At 73.6% G+C, this 17,724-nt stretch carries 20 protein-coding genes; 8 read left to right on the top strand and 12 right to left on the bottom strand.

Annotation, left to right across the window (positions count from 1 at the left end):
- Positions 1-614: 614 nt before the first annotated feature.
- On the top strand, positions 615-1,925 hold the full coding sequence (locus AB0B57_RS32235; RefSeq protein ID WP_357078514.1) for an MFS transporter: 1,311 nt from the start codon (positions 615-617) through the stop codon (positions 1,923-1,925).
- Between the two features lie 40 nt (positions 1,926-1,965).
- Here the strand turns inward: AB0B57_RS32235 and AB0B57_RS32230 are convergent, their stop codons facing one another.
- The 7 genes from AB0B57_RS32230 to AB0B57_RS32200 all read right to left on the bottom strand — a co-directional run bounded on the left by AB0B57_RS32230 (position 1,966) and on the right by AB0B57_RS32200 (position 7,411).
- Positions 1,966-2,352, bottom strand: a complete 387-nt coding sequence (locus AB0B57_RS32230; RefSeq protein WP_357078511.1) for a VOC family protein — start codon at positions 2,350-2,352, stop codon at positions 1,966-1,968.
- Positions 2,349-3,098 carry a hypothetical protein gene (locus AB0B57_RS32225; RefSeq protein WP_357078506.1) on the bottom strand — a complete coding sequence of 250 codons (750 nt, stop codon included), beginning with the start codon at positions 3,096-3,098 and terminating at the stop codon, positions 2,349-2,351. The genes AB0B57_RS32230 and AB0B57_RS32225 overlap by 4 nt, the downstream gene beginning before the upstream one ends.
- 188 nt (positions 3,099-3,286) lie before the next feature.
- Positions 3,287-3,715, bottom strand: coding sequence for a YchJ family protein (locus tag AB0B57_RS32220; RefSeq protein WP_357078503.1), 429 nt, complete (start codon positions 3,713-3,715; stop codon positions 3,287-3,289).
- A 139-nt stretch (positions 3,716-3,854) separates the two neighbouring features.
- Positions 3,855-4,955, bottom strand: coding sequence for a magnesium and cobalt transport protein CorA (locus AB0B57_RS32215; RefSeq protein WP_357078499.1), 1,101 nt, complete (start codon positions 4,953-4,955; stop codon positions 3,855-3,857).
- Positions 4,956-5,066: 111 nt separating this feature from the next.
- Positions 5,067-5,678 carry a class F sortase gene (locus AB0B57_RS32210; protein WP_357078496.1) on the bottom strand — a complete coding sequence of 204 codons (612 nt, stop codon included), beginning with the start codon at positions 5,676-5,678 and terminating at the stop codon, positions 5,067-5,069.
- Positions 5,679-5,766: 88 nt separating this feature from the next.
- Positions 5,767-6,252: a hypothetical protein gene (locus AB0B57_RS32205; protein WP_357078493.1), complete on the bottom strand. Its 486-nt coding sequence runs from the start codon at positions 6,250-6,252 to the stop codon at positions 5,767-5,769.
- A gap of 331 nt (positions 6,253-6,583) precedes the next feature.
- Positions 6,584-7,411: a metalloregulator ArsR/SmtB family transcription factor gene (locus AB0B57_RS32200; protein ID WP_357078489.1), complete on the bottom strand. Its 828-nt coding sequence runs from the start codon at positions 7,409-7,411 to the stop codon at positions 6,584-6,586.
- 145 nt (positions 7,412-7,556) lie between these two features.
- Between AB0B57_RS32200 and AB0B57_RS32195 the strand changes: the two genes are divergently transcribed.
- From AB0B57_RS32195 to rnhA, 3 genes are all read left to right on the top strand, one after another.
- Positions 7,557-8,828, top strand: a complete 1,272-nt coding sequence (locus AB0B57_RS32195) for an MFS transporter (RefSeq protein ID WP_357078486.1) — start codon at positions 7,557-7,559, stop codon at positions 8,826-8,828.
- Between the two features lie 56 nt (positions 8,829-8,884).
- Positions 8,885-10,150: a lycopene cyclase family protein gene (locus tag AB0B57_RS32190; protein WP_357078482.1), complete on the top strand. Its 1,266-nt coding sequence runs from the start codon at positions 8,885-8,887 to the stop codon at positions 10,148-10,150.
- A 211-nt stretch (positions 10,151-10,361) separates the two neighbouring features.
- Entirely contained in the window at positions 10,362-10,835 is a 474-nt protein-coding gene (gene rnhA, locus AB0B57_RS32185) for a ribonuclease HI (protein WP_357078479.1), read from the top strand.
- Between the two features lie 7 nt (positions 10,836-10,842).
- Here the strand turns inward: rnhA and AB0B57_RS32180 are convergent, their stop codons facing one another.
- The 3 genes from AB0B57_RS32180 to AB0B57_RS32170 all read right to left on the bottom strand — a co-directional run bounded on the left by AB0B57_RS32180 (position 10,843) and on the right by AB0B57_RS32170 (position 13,255).
- The gene (locus AB0B57_RS32180) at positions 10,843-11,079 is read right to left on the bottom strand and encodes a preprotein translocase YidC (protein ID WP_238648548.1); all 237 of its coding nucleotides are present in this window, start codon (positions 11,077-11,079) and stop codon (positions 10,843-10,845) included.
- A 120-nt stretch (positions 11,080-11,199) separates the two neighbouring features.
- Positions 11,200-12,108 (bottom strand): pentapeptide repeat-containing protein, encoded by a 909-nt coding sequence (locus AB0B57_RS32175; RefSeq protein WP_357078475.1) that lies wholly within the window; start codon positions 12,106-12,108, stop codon positions 11,200-11,202.
- Between the two features lie 49 nt (positions 12,109-12,157).
- Positions 12,158-13,255: a DUF5919 domain-containing protein gene (locus AB0B57_RS32170; protein ID WP_357078472.1), complete on the bottom strand. Its 1,098-nt coding sequence runs from the start codon at positions 13,253-13,255 to the stop codon at positions 12,158-12,160.
- A 178-nt stretch (positions 13,256-13,433) separates the two neighbouring features.
- Here AB0B57_RS32170 and AB0B57_RS32165 point away from each other — a divergent pair, with 178 nt between their 5' ends.
- Genes AB0B57_RS32165 through AB0B57_RS32155 form a run of 3 tightly spaced genes read left to right on the top strand, consistent with a single transcriptional unit; the run spans position 13,434 to position 14,804 of the window.
- Complete coding sequence (locus AB0B57_RS32165; protein WP_357078469.1) at positions 13,434-14,042, top strand: hypothetical protein; 609 nt, start codon at positions 13,434-13,436, stop codon at positions 14,040-14,042.
- Complete coding sequence (locus tag AB0B57_RS32160) at positions 14,039-14,176, top strand: multicopper oxidase domain-containing protein (RefSeq protein ID WP_357078689.1); 138 nt, start codon at positions 14,039-14,041, stop codon at positions 14,174-14,176. The genes AB0B57_RS32165 and AB0B57_RS32160 overlap by 4 nt, the downstream gene beginning before the upstream one ends.
- A gap of 25 nt (positions 14,177-14,201) precedes the next feature.
- Positions 14,202-14,804, top strand: a complete 603-nt coding sequence (locus tag AB0B57_RS32155; protein ID WP_357078466.1) for an MBL fold metallo-hydrolase — start codon at positions 14,202-14,204, stop codon at positions 14,802-14,804.
- On the opposite strand, the gene AB0B57_RS32150 is transcribed toward AB0B57_RS32155, so the two are convergent.
- The gene (locus AB0B57_RS32150) at positions 14,777-15,517 is read right to left on the bottom strand and encodes a phenylalanine--tRNA ligase beta subunit-related protein (protein WP_357078463.1); all 741 of its coding nucleotides are present in this window, start codon (positions 15,515-15,517) and stop codon (positions 14,777-14,779) included. The two genes, AB0B57_RS32155 and AB0B57_RS32150, sit on opposite strands and share 28 nt — an antisense overlap.
- Positions 15,518-15,524: 7 nt before the next feature.
- Complete coding sequence (locus tag AB0B57_RS32145; RefSeq protein ID WP_357078460.1) at positions 15,525-16,136, bottom strand: LysE family translocator; 612 nt, start codon at positions 16,134-16,136, stop codon at positions 15,525-15,527.
- 62 nt (positions 16,137-16,198) lie between these two features.
- Here AB0B57_RS32145 and AB0B57_RS32140 point away from each other — a divergent pair, with 62 nt between their 5' ends.
- Complete coding sequence (locus tag AB0B57_RS32140) at positions 16,199-17,683, top strand: PLP-dependent aminotransferase family protein (protein WP_357078457.1); 1,485 nt, start codon at positions 16,199-16,201, stop codon at positions 17,681-17,683.
- Positions 17,684-17,724 lie beyond the last annotated feature (41 nt).

The raw sequence follows: 17,724 nt of genomic DNA, 5'->3' as shown, positions 1-17,724 counted from the left end.
AGGGCGGTAGGCGATCCGGAGGCCACGCAGGTGGTGACCCGGCCGTCCGATCCGGAGGCGACGCAGGTGGTGACCCGGCCGGCTGACCTGGACCCGGCGCGGGTGTCGAGCCCAGCAGGCGACGCCGAAGCCACCCAGGTGGTGGGTCGGGGTGATGCGGACACGACGCAGGTGGTGGGTCGGGGTGACGCCGACACGACCCAGGTGGTGGGTCGGGGTGATGCCGACACGACGCAGGTGGTCGGCCGGGACGCCGACACGACCCAGGTGGTCACCCGGCACGACGCCGACACGACCCAGGTGATCAGCACCGGTGCCGGCGGCACGGTGCCCGGCCAGCGCACCGGCGACGACAGCGAGACCACCACGGTCATCCCGCCGGTCGACCCGCACCGCCGCTGACACCCGGCGATGCCAGCGGGGCGGGGTCCCTTCCGGACCCCGCCCCGCGGCCCGTCTGCCCGGCACGCCGAAAACGCTCGCCCGCGCCGCGGGACGCGGCTAGCATCGCCGGCATGACCTGGCGACATTGATCCCGCAGCGTAGGCCGAAACCGTGGGCCACCACGGGCACCGCACGTCCGGTGTCCGTCTCCACCCCCACGGGAAGGCCTCATGATCCGCATCGCCTCGCGCGTGCCCGACCCGCCGGTCCGCCGGCTGACGGCCACCCTCTACGGGTACGCGTTCCTCAGTGACCTCGTGCTGCTCTACCCGCTGTACGTGGTGTTCTTCGCCGACACCGGGCTGTCGGTGGGGCAGATCTCGTCGCTCTTCGTCATCTGGTCGGCGGCCGGCATCCTGTTCGAGGTGCCCTCCGGCGCGTGGGCCGACGTGGTGTCCCGCCGGCTGCTGCTGTGCCTCGCCCCGCTGGTGACCGCCACCGGGTACGCGCTCTGGGTGGTGCTGCCGTCGTACCTGGCCTTCGCGGTCGGCTTCCTGCTCTGGGGCGCCGGCGGGGCGTTGGTCTCCGGCGCACTGGAAGCGCTGGTGTGGACCGAACTGGACCGGCTCGGCGCGGTCGACAGGTTCGCCCGCGTGCTCGGCCGTGCCCGCACGGCGGGCGTGTTGGGCGTGGTGGCCTCCGGAGTGCTCGCCGGCCCGGTGCTCGCCGCCGGCGGGTACCCGGCGGTCGCCGTGGCCAGTGTGCTCGCCTGCCTGCTCGCCGCGCTGGTCGCCGCCCGCCTCCCGGAGCACCGCCCACCGCCCGTCGGGCCGACGCGTCCACCGGCTGTCGGGTCGGCGCGTCCACCGGATGTCGAATCGGCTGGTGCACCGGCCGAGCGGGACGACGGCGATGGTGGCCTGGGCTGGTGGGAGACGCTGCGGGCCGGTGTGACGCAGGTTCGCACGCGACCGCCGGTACGGGGTGCCGTGCTGCTGGTCGCCGTGGTGGCCGCCGACTGGGGTGCGCTTGACGAGTTCACCCCGCTGCTGGCCCTGGACACCGGTGTCGGCGCGCAGGTCGTGCCGCTGCTGCTCCTGCTGCTCTGGGCGGGGGTGACCATCGGTGGGCTGCTCGCCCCGGTGGGAGAGCGGCTGAGCCGCCTAGGCTACGCCGCCCTGCTGGGCCTGGTCGGCGTCGCGCTGGCTGGGGGTGCCCTGCTCCGGCACCCGGCGGGTTTCGTGTTGCTCGCGGTGGCGTTCGGGGCCGCGCAACTGGCCACCGTGTTGGCCGACACGCGGCTACAGGCGAGGATCACCGGCGACAGCCGCGCCACCGTCACGTCGCTGGCGGGGATGGCCACCGACGTGCTGATCATCGGGACGTACGCCGGCTTCGGTCTCCTCGCCACGGTGGCCGGCACCTCCGTGGCGTTCGCGGTGACGGCCGGGCCGTACCTTCTCGTGGGGCTGGTGCTGCTGACCCGCCGTCGGCGCGGCGCGGCCGTGCCCACCGGCGGCACCGCGAGCGGCCCCGACTGACCAGGGCCCGGCGGCGGTGTGGTCGCCGCCGGGCCCACGCTCAGCCGGCCAGGTGCAGGAACGACCACTGGTGGCCGTCGAGGTCGCGGAAACCGCGCATGTACATCGGCCCGTTGACCGTCCCCGCCCCGAGCGACTCGCCGCCGGCGACCGCGGCCCGGTCGACAAGTTCGTCGACCTGTTCCCGACTCCGCGCCGACAGGCCGACGATGACCTCCCGGCTGGTCTGCGTGTCCGTGGTGGCGACCCCGGTGTACGCCTCGAAGGCCGAGCGGAGGTGCAGCATCAGCCGCGTGTTGTCGGAGACGGTGAGCATCATGCTGTCCCCGTCCGGCTCGGTCTGGTCGCTGCTGAAACCGAGCGCCCGGTAGAACTCGGCGGCGGTGGTCAGATCGCGTACCGGCAGGTTGATGAACGTCGTGGTCATCGGTGGTCTCCGTTCGATTCGAGCAGTGCCTTCAACGCGGCGAGCCGCTCCCGCCAGTACGCCTTCAGCTCGGCGGCCTGCTCGGCCCCGGTCAGCTTCTCGTGCAGGATGCTGACCCGGGCCTTCGACTCGCCGACCGCGTCGATGCCGACCACGATCCGGGTGGGTCCACCGGCCCAGTCGGCCCGGAAGCTGCGCGGCGCGGTGGCGGTGCGGACGCGCACCTCCACGTCGGGCAGCCAACGGGTGCGGGCCGTCTCGTCGGCGAAAGCCTCGAACAGCCGCGCCGCCGGCACCGCCACCGTTCGGCTGGCGCTGGCCTCGAAGCCGCCGCCGCGTCGTTGACCGGGCGCGCGCAGGCCGCGTGCCTGCTCGTACCCGACGGTGATGGTCTGCGCCCACCAACCTGGCACCTCGTGCTCGGCCACCAGGTGACGGGCGATCTGGGTGTGCGTCTGCTCGGTGGCGGCCGCGGCGTCGAGCAGGGCGAACCACTCGGCCCAGCCGCGGCCGGTCCGGGCGCGGAGCAGGTCGTCGGCGATCCGCTCGGTCTGCGCGGCGGCGGGCGCTGCGGTCTGTGCGGCGGCGGGCCCTGCGGCCTGTGCGGCGTCGGGCGCTGTGGCGGCGGGTTCCGGGGACGGCTCGGTGGCCCGATTGATCAGGTGGCGGCGGGCCGTGGTGTAGCTCTCGCCGGTCTTCGCCATCCGGGTTCGGACCCGGGCCTTGAACGATCTCTGGTTGGTCATCACATGCTCCCGGTCAACGGCACGGTCACCGGGACTCACGCTCCCGCCGACCCCGCCGGAGTGGGGCATGTGGCACCACGTCCCGAGGGCTCCGGGCCCCCTTTGCCTCCGCGTGGCCGGCGGCGTGAGCGCCGGGAGGGAGGTGCGGCGTAGGACGACGCCGATCCCATCCTACGCCAGGACAGCCGTCAGGGCTGGTCGCCGTCGAGGTAGACCCATCGGCCGTCCTCGCGGACGAACCGGCTGCGTTCGGTCATCGTGCCGGGCCGGCCGGCTTCCCGGTAGTGGGCGTGGAACGTCACCGTGCCGGCGGTGTCGAGCAGCCCACCCCGCTCGGTGTCGACGATCTCCAGCCGGGTCCACCGCTGCCCCGGGGTCAGCTCGAGACCCTCCGGCCGGGTCGAGGAGTGCCAGCTGCGCAGCAGGTAACCGGTGTCACCCAGGGCAAAGGCGCTGAACCGGGAGCGCATCAACGCCTCGGCGGTCGGCGCCTGCGCGTCGCCGCCGTGCACGGGCGCGCAGCAGTCGGCGTACGCCTGGCCGGAGCCGCACGGGCAGGCCGGGCCGGTCGTGGCGTTCGCCCGTCGTCGTGTCGCACCCTTACCCACGCTCCCCATCCTGCCCCACCCCCGACCTGCCGCCCTCCCGCACCCCGGTGCGGCGCCTCCCTCCCGCGCTCCCACACTTTCGGTCGCGGCATAAGGGCGACAGGAAATGCAAGATCGCCGGGTCGGGGCCGAGGCAGGGTGGGGGTGGTCAGAGCCAGCCGGAGCGGCGGAACAGCCGGTACAGGGCCAGGGCGACCACGGCCATCAGGGTGACGGCACCGGCGTAGCCGTAGCGCCAGGCCAACTCGGGCATGTGGTCGAAGTTCATGCCGTAGATGCCGGCGATGCCGGTCTGGGTGGCCGCGATGGCCGCCCACGCCGCGATCTTGCGCATGTCGTTGTTCTGTTCGACGGCGAGCTGCGCCAACCGGGACTGCACGATCGAGGTGAGCAGATCGTCGTACGCGGCGACCCGGTCGACGGCCCGGGCCAGCCGGCCGTCCACGTCGACGAACCAGCGGTGCAGGGTGCGTGGTGGGCCGTCGGCGTCGAGCAGCGTACGCATGGGTGCCTGGAGGGGCAGCACCGCCCGTTTGAACTCCACCACCTCCCGCTTGAGCTGGTAGATGTGCTGGATGTCGGCGCTGCGGTCGCGGGCGAACACGGCCTCCTCGACGCGTTCCAGGTCCCGCTCCACGTGCCCGGCCACCTCCAGGTAGGAGTCGACCATCCGGGCGCAGACCGCGTACGCCACCGCCCATGGCCCGGCGGCCAGCAGTTCGGGACGGCGCTCGATGTCGGCGCGGACGCTGCGCAGCGCCCCGGCGGCGCCGTGCCGCACGGTGATGGCGAACCGGTCTCCGAGCAGCACCATCACGTCCCCGGTGTCGATCACCTCGGAGGTGTCGGTCAGCTCGTCGTGTTCCACGTACCCGGCGGTGCGCAGCACCAGCAGCGTGACCGACCCGTGCCGCTGCACCGTGGGCCGGTGCCCGTCGGACAGTGCCTGCTCGACGGTCAGCTCGTCGAGGCCGAAGGTCCGGCCCACCGCGGCGAGCACGGCCGGACCCGGGTCGTGCAGGCCCAGCCACACGAAGGCGTTGCGGCCGTGCCGCGCCCGGGCGTACGCGTCGGCGTAGTGCGGCTGGCCGGGCTCGCGCCGACCGTCGAGGTAGACGGCGCAGTCGACGACCGCGTCCGGGTTGGACCGTCGCGGGGTGGGGGAGTCGTCCTCGACCCGGCCGAGCAGTCGACGGGCCAGGGCGCGTACGCCTCGACCGGCCCGGTCCCGTACCGGTCGCTGATCCACCGCGTGCCTCCCCCGTCGTTCGCGCACCGCCCCGGCCGCGGTGCCCGCGGAGGATGGTGCCACCGCATTCTGCCGAGCGGGGTCCGGCGCCCGACAGGCGGGCGACGGTGCTCAGGCGGTGCGGGTGGCGAAGACGACGACGTTGTCGACGTAGTTGCCGCTCGTGGCGTCGAACCGGCCGCCGCAGGTGATCAGGCGTAGTCCGGCGGCGTCCGCCGGACCGTAGACGAGCGTGGTGGGGAAGTGCTCCTTCGGGTACGCGCGGACGTCGTCCACGGTGAACGTGGTGACCTGCGCGTCGGCGCGGGTGATCCGAATCTGCTCGCCGCCGCGCAGCCGACCGAGGTCGAAGAAGACCGCCGGCCCGGCGGGGGAGTCGACGTGTCCCACCAGGACGGCGTTGCCGGTCTCGCCGGGGCTGACCCCGTGCCGGTACCAGCCGGCGAGGGTGGGGCGATCCAGTGGTGGCACCTCCAGCACCCCGGCGGCGTCCGCGCCGACCGGGATGACCTCCGCGCGTACGCCGATGGCGGGGATCTGCACCCGGACCGGCGCGGCCCGGGGCAACGGTGCCAGGTCCGGTGCGGGGTGGGTGCGTCGCGGCGCGTCGGCCGGTGGCCGTGGTGGTCGCGTCGGGTCGGTGGTGAGGCCGACGGTGATCAGCCCCAGCCCGGTCACGCCGAGCAGGGCGACCACGGCCGGTAGGGTCCGCCGCCACCACACGTGGGCACCTCCCGTACGGCATCGTCGGGGTGCCCGCTCCGGTGTCACCGGCGCGGGCACCCGTCCTCAGGGATGGAACGGTCGCCGATCAGGCGACAGTGGACACCGGACGTCGCCGGCGGATCAGGACCACCGCGCCGGCCAGGGCGGTGCCGAGCAGCGTGCCACCGGCGGCAAGGGCGCCGGTGTCGCGGCTGTCAGCGCCGGAGCCGGCCGGTGCGCCGCCGATCGGGGTGACGGTGAACGTCGCGGTGCCGGCGGAGCTGCCGTCGCCGCAGGTCGCCGCCACCGTGTACGTACCCAGGGTGAAGCCGGCGGTGAACAGTTCGGCGCTGAGCCCGCCGCCGGCGGCGGCGGTGGTGGATCGGACGTTCTCGTCGCGGTTGGGGCCGGTGACCCGGAAGAGGGCGTCACCCGACTTCGGGTTGCAGGTCGTCGCGGTGAGCACGACGGTCCCACCGACCGGGGTGGTGGCCGGTGACACGGTGGTGTCGGCAAGTGCGGCGCCCGGCAGCAGGAGCGTGCCGAGGCCCACGCCGAGCGCCGCCGAGCAGAGTGCTGTTGAGACCTTCATACGCGTCTTCCCTCACTTTTCGTCCGCTGACTGCGTGGGACGTCGTTCGGGTGGCCAACTCCGTGACTAGCACCGGTGTGCCCAACACTAGGTGGGTTGGGTCCTCGATCAGGTGAAAATGAGAAATCCTCGTTGCCGTCACGTGTCCACCCGAAGGCGGGGAGAGCTGCGGAAAGGCCCGGACGGCCCGACCGGCACCGGTGCTCCGATCGATGTCCATCCGGTCGGGCTGTCGTCGCTGTGTCGATGGCGAGGTATTGCCGCAGACGGCGGAAATGCACCACCCGGCCGGAGCGATCCGCCACCGGGGCGCGTCGGGTGCGCGGTCGGGTCAGCGGGCCTGGGTGGGGTCGGGCATCGGCTCGCCGGTCTCCAGCAGGGTCTTGAGGCTGGCCAGCAGCTCCGGCCAGCCGCCGCTGCCGTCGAGCTGGCCGCTGATCGCCCGGTGCATCTCACTGTCGGGAGGGAAGCCGTCGTGGATGACGGTCAGTCGGACGGTCGACGCGCTGTGCGGCTCGATCTCGAAGGTCACCGTCGACCGGCGTTCACCGAGCCGGGCGGCCAGCTCCTCGGCGGACCAGCCGAAGTGCTCGGCGTGTTCGGGTTGGAAGCCGTGCCAGCTGTAGGAGAGTCGGCGGTACGGCTCGGCGACGAGCACCCGCTGGCCGAGGTCGCGCGGCTCGCCGTCCGGTGCGTCCTGCCACAGCACGGGTGATCCGACCTGCCAGTCCGAAACCAGCGCGACTCCACCCCAGTAGCGACGGGTGAACGCCGGTTCGGTGAGCGCGGACCACAGTCGCTGCGCGGTGGTGGTGACGTAGGTGGTGTAGACGAAGGTTGGGCTCTCCACGGGTTGTCGCTCCAATGCGGTGGTCAGGTCGGCGAGGGTGGCGGCGCGCGCGCGGTCGTAGCGGCTGAGCCACCGGTCGACGATGGCGTTGATCGGGGCGGCGTTGAGGTAGTGCAGCTTCTCCCGGCCGCGCCGCACGGTCGTGACGAGATCGGCCGCCTCCAGCACCGACAGGTGCTTGCTGACGGCCTGTCGGGTGCCGGTCAGCCCGTCGCACAGCTCCCGCAGCGTCTGGCCGTTGCGCTCGTTGAGTCGGTCCAGCAGTTGACGCCTGCTGGGGTCGGCCAGCGCCCGAAACGCGTCGTCCATCAACCCTCCCCGCAACAGGCAACCAATCGGTTGCCTGTCACCATAGGCAACCAGCAAGTTGCCTGTCAATCCGGCCGGGGGGCGGCCTCCACCGGAGGGATAAATCCCCGTGCGTGCAGGGAAGACGCTGGTAGGTTCGCTCGCCGTGACACGGAACGTGGGAACTGGGCTGGGAGCGGCGTTCGCCCGACTGTGGGCGGCGAGCACCCTCTCGGCCCTGGGTAGTGGCCTGGCCACCGTCGCCGCGCCGCTCTTCGTGGCGTCGCGTACCGACGACCCGCTCGTGGTCGCCGGGGCGTCCGCCGTGGCGTGGCTGCCGTGGCTGCTCTTCGCCCTGCCCGGCGGGGTGCTGGTGGACCGGATGGACCGGCGCCGTCTGATGATCGTCATCGACCTGGTCCGGGTGGTCGCGCTCGCCGTGCTGGCCACGGCGATCCTCACCGGCCGAGGCGGGGTGGCGCTGCTGTTCGCGGTGCTGTTCCTGGTCAACACCGGTGAGATCGTGTTCCGCGCGGCGAGCCAGGCCATGGTGCCGATCGTGGTGCCACGGCACCGCCTGGAACGCGCCAACGGCTGGCTCAGCGGCGGCGCCACCCTCATGCACAGTATGCTCGCCGGCCCGCTCGGCGGCTTCCTGTTCGCGCTCTCGGCGGGCAGCCCGTTCCTGGTCAACGCCGTCACCTACGCCCTCAGCGCCGTACTGGTGGCGCTGATCGGCGGGGACTCCCGGGCCGTCGTCGGCGACGAACAGGAACGCCGCACCCGCTCGATGCGCGCCGAGATCGTCGAGGGCCTGCGGTGGCTGGCCCACCAGCGGTTGCTGCGCACGATGGCCGTGCTGATCGGTCTGCTCAACGTGACCCTCACCGCCGCGCTCGCGGTGCTGGTGCTGCTCGCCGGCGAGCGGCTGCGACTCGGGTCCGTGGGCTACGGCCTGCTCTTCACCTGCATGGCCACCGGTGGGGTGCTCGGCGCGTTCCTCGGCGACCGGATCATCGCCCGGATCAGCGCCACCTGGACGATCCGGGTCGGCCTGCTCATCGAGGCAGGGCTGCACCTGGCGTTGGCCGCGTCCCGCAGCACCCTCGTGGTCGGGTTCGCGCTCTTCGCCTTCGGTGTGCACAGCGCGCTGTGGAACATCGTCGCGAACTCCCTGCGCCAACGACTCACCCCACCGACGTTGCAGGGCCGGGTGGCCAGCACCACCCTCTTCGTGGCGGCGGGGGGCAACTGCGTGGGAGCACTGCTGGGTGGGCTGCTCGCCGCCCGGTTCGGCATCACCGCCCCGTACTGGGTCGGACTGGTGGTGGCGATCGGCGTCTCCGCCGCCACCTGGCATGTCTTCAACCGCGCGGCGGTCGCGCGGGCGTTCACCGACCCGCCCCCGGTCCCGCGGTCGCCGGCCCCGGTGGCCTGAGCGCCCGCCCCGGTGGCGGCGCGTGGCCGGGCCCGCCGGTGTGACAGCGTAAAGCGGTGACCGATGCCGCGCCGCTCGACGTCGACCTCGCGCTGCTCGGTGGCGGCGGCGCGGCGTCGCTGCTGCTCGCCGCACTGGACCGGCACGGTGTCCACGGGCTGCGGATCGCCGTCGTCGACCCGGTCCGCCGGCGCGGTCAGGACCGCACCTGGGCGTTCTGGGGCCACCCCGACACCGACCTGGACCCGCTGCTCAGCGCGAGGTGGCAGCAGGTCGAGGTGGCCACGGCGGCCCGGCGCCGCGTTCTGGACCTCACCCCGCTGCGGTACGCCATGCTGCGCTCCGGCCCGGTCTACGACCGGGCTGCCGAGGCCGAGCGCCGGCTGAACGCCACCCGGATCATTGCCCCCGCCGACACGGTGACCGACGACGGCACCCGGGTGCGGGTGCGCGTCGGCGACGGGCGGACCGTGCGGGCCGGCTGGGTGCTCGACTCCCGCCCCCGCCCACCGGCACGGGCCGGGCGGACCACCTGGTTGCAGCACTTTCGCGGCTGGTGGTTGGAGGCCGACCGGCCCGTCTTCGACCCGGCGCGGGCGGTGCTGATGGACTTCCGCACCCCGCAGCCGCCCCGGGGCGTGTCCTTCGGGTACGTGCTGCCGGTCAGCGACCGCTACGCCCTCGTCGAGTACACCGAGTTCTCGCCCGACCTGCTCACCGACGCCGGGTACGACACGGCGCTCGCCGGCTACCGGGACCTGCTCGGGCTCGATCCGACCGGGCTGCGGCTGCGCGAGGTGGAGAACGGGGTGATCCCGATGACCGACGCCCCGTTCCCGGCCCGACCGTCACCCCGCGTGGTCCGCCTGGGCACGGCGGGCGGCGCGACCCGCCCGTCCACCGGCTTCACCTTCTCCGCCATGTACCGCCAGGCCGACCAGGTGGCCCGCGCCCTCGCGGCGGGTCGACCGCCGGTGCCGCGGGCGGCGTACCCGCGCCGGCACCGCTGGATGGACGCGGTGGCGTTGCGGGCGCTGGACCGGGGCGGGGTGGGTGGTCCGGAGTTCTTCGACCGGCTCTTCGACCGCAATCCGGCCGAGCGGGTGCTGCGCTTCCTCGACGGCGCCACCACCCCGGCCGAGGAGGTCGCGATCATGAACTCCACCAGACTGCTGCCGATGATCACCGCCACCGCCGGCGACGCGGCGCACCGCGTTCGCGACCGGCTGCGCCCGACCCGCCCCGCACCGGCCGTCCCGCCCGCCGTGGTGGGCGACCCGCTGGGCTCGGAGCCCAGGGCGGATGGGGAGCACGCCAGCTGACCTGACCGGCGTCCATCTCCTGCGCCGCCGGTAGAGCTGCCCCGGAAGTGGGGCACCGAATGCGGTGCCGGCCACCCGGCTTCGGCGTGCCGGCCTCTGGGCCTCGGGGTGCCGGCCTCCGGCCTCCCAGCTTCGGCGCTGGCCACCCGGCTTCGGTGTGCCGGCCCCCCGCGCGGGGAGGACGAGGTCATCGCCCGGTAGGTTGCCGGGCATGGTGGACGCGGCGGCCGGCAGGGGCGTGCAGATCTGGACCGACGGGGCGTGCAGCGGCAACCCCGGGCCGGGCGGTTGGGGTGCGCTGCTGCGCTACGGCGACCACGAGCGGGAGTTGTGCGGCGGTGAGGCCACGCCGACCACCAACAACCGGATGGAGCTGATGGCGGCCATCCAGGCGTTGGAGAGCCTGAACCGGCCGGTCACCGTGGAGTTGCACACCGACAGCACGTACGTGCGCAACGGCATCACCAGTTGGCTGGCCTCGTGGAAGCGCAACGGCTGGCGGACCGCCGCGAAGCAGCCGGTGAAGAACGCCGACCTGTGGCAGCGACTGGAGGCGGCCTGCGAACGACACGAGGTCACCTGGCTGTGGGTCAAGGGGCACAACGGTCATCCGGAGAACGAGCGGGCCGACGGGCTCGCCAACAAGGGCATGACCGAGGCCCGGAGCGCGCTGACCAGCCGCTGAGCCCGGGTCAGCGGGTCGCGTCCGGGTGCCCAGGCATGCTGGAACCCCCGCCGCTACTGCCGGACGAACCACCGGCGACGCCCGAGTTGTCGGGCTCGGTCACGATGTCCGGCCGGACGTCGGTGTCCGCTGGTGCGGGGACCTCGGTGTCCGCCTCGACCTGCACCAGCGGCACCTGGCCGGCCTCGTCCTCGCTGTGCTGCGGGTCGCCCGGCAGCTCACCGTCGCGCTTTCGGTAGCCCACGCCGTGCCCCCCGTCGATGCCGGTCCGCGTCGGCGCTGGCTACCCGGCGTCGTCACGGCCGAAACCTCCCGACCAGCGGCGTCGGCGGGGGATCAGCGACAGCGGGTGGAGGCGCGGAAATCAGCGGCGTCGGCGGCGGGCGGCGGCGGGGGATCGGGTTGGCTGGCGGACCGGGGTGAGGGTCAGTGCCGTCCAGTGCGCCGGCCGGGTGCGCGTCGCCGGCAGGCCGGTGTGTGTGTCGCCCCGGGCGGCGTCGAGCTGGGTCTGGTGCAGGAAGAGCGTGCGCCGCAGGTCCGCGCCCCCCAGGTCGGCCCCGCGCAGGTCCGCGCCGGTGACGTCGGCCAGGCTCAGGTCCGCTCCCCGCAGGTCGGCGCCGATCAGCAGCGCCCCGCGCAGGTTGGCCCGGCGCAGGTCGACCCGGCGGAGGTCGGCGCCGAGCAGGTGGGCACCCCGATGGTCGGCGCCCCCGGGGGAGCGGGCCGCGTCGCTGGCCCGGGACAGCAGCGGGTTGACGCGGTCCCGATGCGCGTCGACATCCACCCTGCCCAGGTGCGTCGGGTCGCCCTCGGTGAGTGCGGCGGTCTCGGCGCGGGCGTGCTCCAGCTCGGCGCGCAGGTCGGCGGGCAGGCGCAGCGCCACCGCCTCGGTGAGGAACCAGAGCAGCTCGTGCAGCGGTCGCAGCACCGCGAACGCCTGCGCCATCGCCGGCAGAGTCTCCGGCGCGTCGCGCCAGTCCCGCCCGCCGAAGGTGACCTGGGCGACCTGCTGACCGGCGCCGAAGCAGTCGAACACCGTACAGCCGGGGAACCCGCGTTGCCGCAGCTCGGTGTGGATGCCGCAGCGGTGGTCCCGGCCCAGGTGGGGGCAGGGCTGCCCGGCGGGCTTGTCGATGGCGAAGTCGGCGGACGCGGCGAACGCGGGCACCACGCAGCACAGCCCGAAGCAGCGTTCGCAGTCGGCGCGCAGCTGCGCCGGCCCGGCTGGCGGTGTGGGGGTGGGCGACACGCGGATGGTCCTCCTGGCAGTCACGGTGGGCCACCATTGTTTCCCGCGCGCCGTCGATCGGGTGCGCCGGGGGTCACCGTCCGTGCGCGTCGCCGGTCGCCGCGGCGCGAGGTGCCGGGGGACGCGGGCTGCCCGGGGGCGGGACCAGGCGGTAGATCTCCCGTTCCCCGTCGCCGTGGCCGTACTTCTGGTCGAAGTGCCGTTTCACGGCGGCGACCGGCGGGTGGTCGCCGTCGGACGGCTCGGCCAGCGTGAACACCGCGGGGGCCGCTCCCGGCGAGCGGGGTGGCAGCGCGGCCCGCATGGTCACCAGCCCGGTCACCCGGAACCGGCGGCAGTCGACGTAGTGCTGCCCGTCGACAGTCGCGTACGGCACCCGCACCTCGACCACGTCCGAGTCCTCGTGGCGCAGCGTGACCGTGACCGACCAGTACCGCTCCAGGTCCAGGGTGGCCTGCTCGTGCTCCCACAGCTCCTCGAACCGGGCGTGCACGAACCCGCCCCACGGGCTGTCCATGTCCACCTCGAGCTGCGGAACGTTGAACGACAACTTCCCGATCGGGAAGAACGAGATGAGCGCCCGCCCGTCCCACTGGTAGAGCTGGATCGACGGGGACGCGTCGTAGAGCCGGACCTGTAGGCGCTGCCGCAGCCGCGAGTCGAGGGCGTCGGCGAAGGCGGCCAGGTGCCGCAGGTTGGTGCGGATCTGTCGGGGGACGTCCACCCGCTGGCGTTCCAGCTCCTCGGAGCGTTGCTGCGCGGCGGTGCAGTCCGGGTCGAGCAGCAGCAACTGCACCTGGGCGCCGTTGCCGAGCGCCGTGCGGATCGCGGTCAGGGTGTCCTCGCGGTGCCGCTGCTCCAGCAGGATCGTCCAGGTGTCGAGGATGCGCACGCGGCGGCCGGAGCGGTGCAGCCGGGTCACGAACGCCTGCTGGTCGAAGCTCAGGTGCTCCTGCACCCGCGCCTTGCGCGCCTCCTCGAACAGTGGGTCGAAGATGACGTACGAGATGGCCGCGAGCACCACGCTGGCACCGAGGTTGAGCAGCAGGTCGCTGAGGAAGCCGGTGGTGCGCCAGGCTGCCACCAGCATGAGGGCGGCGCTCACGAGCAGCGGCCCTCCGACGGCGAAGGCGCGTCGTTGCCGCCCGCCCCGACCAGCCCACCCGGGCATCCGCTCTCCCTCCACCGTCGGCCGGCCCCGCCGCCTACTGATCACCGGAATGCGGAGAATACGTGCCGGCTTTGCCGCCCGCTGTCCCGTTCGGGACTGCCGGTTTCGCCGCCCGCACCGCCGCCAACGCTCATAGGGTGACGGTAACCGAGTCGGACGACTGCGGAGGGTAGGTGGGATGGACGACGGTGACCGCGAGAAGGCGCTCCTCTCCGCCCTGACCACCGAGCACTTCGCGTTACAGACCTCCCGGGCCGGCACCATCGCCGAGTCCACCGGTCGCGCCACCATCTTCCTGTCGGTGTTGTCGGCGGCGCTGATCGGCCTCGGCTTCGTCTCCGGCAACGACCGGGTGGTCCGGCCGTACCTGGCCGCGGTGCTGCCGACCCTGGTGGTGATCGGGGTGCTGACGTTTCTGCGGCTGGTGGAGACCACCGTCGAGAACTCGTTGGACCTGCGGCGCATCCAGCGCATCCGGGCCTACTACCAGCACGAGTTGGCCGGCGAGCGGGAGTTCTTCGCCGACGCGGTCATCGCCGACGACAGCATGCAGGCGGCGTGGAGCCTGGTCGGCACCCGACCGGGACGGTGGGAGTTCCTGCTCACCACGGCCGCTCTGGTGGGGGCGGTCAACGCGGTGTTGAGCGGGCTCGGCGTCGCCCTGGTGGCCGGGGCGCTCGGGGCCGGAACCGGGCTGACCGTCGTCGTCGGGGTGGTGGTCGCGTTCGTGGCGTTCGGCGCGCAGTTCACGTACATCGTCCGGGCGACGGCCCGGCGCATGCGCTGAGGCTGCCCTACCTGTACCACTGCCACCTGCTCTGGCACGAGGACGCCGGGATGATGGGGCAGTTCGTCGTCGTCGATCCGGGCCAGGCGCCGGGTCGACCGCCCACGCACACCGGTCACGGGGACCATGACTGATCGGCCGGGGGCGTACGGTCGCCGGATGCGGGTCACCCGATTCACCCACTCGTGCGTCCGCGTCGAGCACGACGGCGGGGTGCTGGTCGTCGACCCGGGCACGTGGAGTGAGCCCCGCGCCCTGGTCGGCGCGGACGCCGTCCTGGTCACCCACGAACACAGCGACCACGTGGACGTGCTGCGGTTGGCCGGCCGGGGCGTCCCCGTGTACGCCCCGGCCGGTGCCCGCCTGCCGGATCTCGCTCCGCTGCCGGTCACCCGGGTCAGCGCCGGGCAGCGCTTCACGGCGGCCGGCATCGCGGTCAGCGCCCACGGCGGTCGGCACGCGTTCATCCACGAGGGACAACCGGACTGCCCCAACCTCGGCTACCTGATCGGCGACGGGCTCTACCACCCGGGCGACGCGCTGCACGTGCCGGACGAGCCGGTGCACACCCTGCTCGTCCCGGCCCAGGGGTCGTGGCTGCGCCTGGACGAGGCGATCCGGTTCGCCGGTGCCGTGGGTGCCGCCGCGACGTACCCGATCCACGACGCGCAGCTCAACGAGCGTGGCCTGGCCAGCGTTGCCGGCTGGTTCGGCGAGACGATCCCCGGCTACCGTCACCTCGTCCCCGGCGACACCGCCTGACCGACGTCGCCACCGGAGGTCTCGGCGCTGAAGCGCGGCGCGGCGGCGGTCAGCACCGCGTGGCTCGTCGGCGCGGACCACCCGTCAGTCAGCTCCCGCACCAGCGCGGCGACCAGCCGGGTCATCGCCGGTTCGGCGTCGGCGTGCAGCGCCTCGGCGACGATCAGCACCGACGAGGTGCCGGCCCGCACGGCGGACCACCCGCTCTGTCGGTTCGTCCAGCGCCGGGCGTGTGCCCGCCCGGCGCTGTCGGCGAAGGTCACCTCGCCCGGCTCGGGATGCTCGGTGTCACCGGCGAAGGTCTGGTACTCCTCGTCGCCACGCGCGGGTCGGACCACCAGGTCACCGTCGACCCGGTCCAGGTCCAACGCCGCGATCGGGATGGCGTACGCGGCGGAGACGGCGTTGCAGAGGTCGACGAGCGGATGCACCCGGGGCAGCTCGCCGTCCAGGCGCAGGCGGCGCAGCAGCGCCTCCGCCGCGCACCGGTACCGGGTGGGCCGTAACCCCATCGCCGCGTACGCCCGCCGCCACGCCTGGATCTCCGGGAAGCCGCTCTCGGCCCCGCTGGCCAACCGCGTGCGGGCGACGGCGAGGTGGCCGGCCGTGCGCCGCGCCACGTCGGCGGTGGCGGTGATGCCGGTGGCGTGGACCACGCCGGCGACCAGATCGGGGTACGCGACGCGAAGCCGCGCCGCATGCTCGAACTGCACGGCACTCCTATCGTTGGGTGAGGGCGAGCGTCACGCCGAGCGCGACGAACGTGCCGGCGACGGATCGCCGCAGCCAGTCGGTGACCCGGGGTCGGGTCAGCACCCGGTCTCGCAGCCGGGCCGCGAAGATGCCGTAGCCGCTGAACACCACGAAGGTGAGCAGCATGAACACCGCGCCGCAGGTGAGCATCGCCTGGGTCGAGCCCACCGTGGAGTCGCCGACGAACTGCGGCAGGAACGCGACGAAGAACAGCGTCGGCTTCGGGTTGAGCAGGTTGACCACCACGCCGGAGACGATCACCCGGGCCGCCGAGTGGGGTGTGTCGTCGGTCGTCGACGCGAAGGCGCCGCGGTCGCGTGCGGCGGACCAGGCCAGGTAGAGCAGGTAACCGACACCGAGGTACCGGACGATGTCGAACGCGACGGCGCTGGTCTGCAACAGCGCGGCGAGCCCGGTCATCGCCGCCAGCAGGTGCGGCAGCGTGCCCAGTGTGCAGGCGAACGCGGCCAGCACGCCGGCTCGGGCGCCCCGGGACAGCCCGGCGGAGAGGGTGAAGAACACCCCGGTGCCGGGGGTGACCACCACGATCAGCGTGGTGATCAGGAACGGGATGGTCACGATCGTCCTCCGGCGGAGTTGACGGGGCTGGCTCCTGCTCACTCTGCTGCCACAATGGTCCGATGGGCAGAGCCAAACCGATGCTGTCCGAGGGGTCCATATCGGCCGGGTCGGACTTCCTGCACCTGAGCGTCACGGACGCGGCGCCGGGCGGGCGCACCGACTGGCTGACCGACCGGCTGCGGCAGGCCATCGCCGAGGGGCGGGTGCCGGTCGGGCAACGGTTGCCCCCCACCCGGGTGCTCGCCGCCGACCTCGGCGTCTCCCGGGGCGTGGTCACCGAGGCGTACCAGCGCCTCGCCGAGGAGGGGCACATCTCCGGTCGGGGCCGAGCCGGAACGGTTGTCGTCGGCGCGCCAGCCGCGCCCACACCCACCCCGGCCGCCGCGCCGGCACCTGTCGCGACCTTCCCGCCGGCACCGAGCACCGACATCTTCGAGGCGGTACGCGCGGCGCACGCGACGATCGACCTGGCGCCCGGCGTACCCGACCTGACCGCCTTTCCCCGCGCGGACTGGCTGCGCGCCGAACGGACCGTGCTGCGCCGGCTCGCCGCGGCCGACCTCGGCTACGGCGACCCGTGCGGCGCGCCGGCGCTGCGACAGGCCGTCGCGGCCTGGTTGGCCCGCAACCGCGGTATCAGCGTCCACCCCACCGAGGTGATCATCGTGGCCGGCGTCACCCAGGCGCTCGGGCTGCTCGCCCAGGCACTCACCGCTGCCGGCGTCGACCGGATCGGGGTCGAGGACCCGGGCTCGTTGGGCGTGCGGCAGCACCTGAGCAACTGGCGGATGGACACCCCGCCGATCACCGTCGACGACGCCGGGCTGCGGGTCGACGAGTTGACCGACAGCGGCGTGCCGGCCGTGATGCTCACCCCCGCACACCAGTTCCCGACCGGCGTCGTGCTCGACGGTGACCGTCGCCGCCAGCTCGTCGCCTGGGCGCGGGCCGGCGGCCTGATCATCGAGGACGACTACGACGCCGAGCACCGCTACGACCGTCCTCCGGTGCCGGCGCTGCGCGGTCTGCTGCCCGAGCAGGTCTGCTACGCCGGCAGCGTCTCCAAACTGCTCGCCCCCGCCCTGCGGGTCGGCTGGCTGCTCGTGCCGCCGCGACTGCGCGAGGCGGTGGTGACCGCCAAGCGCAACGCCGACCTGGGCAACGCCGTGCTACCGCAACTGGTGCTGGCGGAGCTGCTGACCTCCGGCGCCTTCGAGCGGCATCTGCGGCTGCTCCGCCGCCGACACATCCGCCGGCGGGACGCCATGATCGCCGCGCTGGCCCGCGCGGTGCCGTCGGCGACCGTGCACGGCGCCGCCGCCGGCCTGCACCTGATGATCACGCTGGACGACGCCGTGGTCGACACCGAGCTGGCGGAGGCGACGCTGGCGCGTGGGGTGAAGGTGCAACCGCTGTCCTGGCACTGCCAGCGCCCCTACCGGCCGGGCCTCGTGCTCGGCTACGCGGCCCGTACGACGACCGAGATCGACGAGGGCATCGCGCAGATCGCCGCCGCGCTCGGCCGCCGCGGCCGGCCCTCCTGAGCACCGCCACCGCCACCGTGCGTCCCCTCGGCGGCGGGGCG

Origin of the sequence: Micromonospora sp. NPDC049101 (assembly GCF_040648675.1) — a bacterium.
GTDB lineage: Bacteria > Actinomycetota > Actinomycetes > Mycobacteriales > Micromonosporaceae > Micromonospora.
Note: the sequence above shows the minus strand (reverse complement) of the source record. Positions and strands in the feature narration are given on the sequence as shown.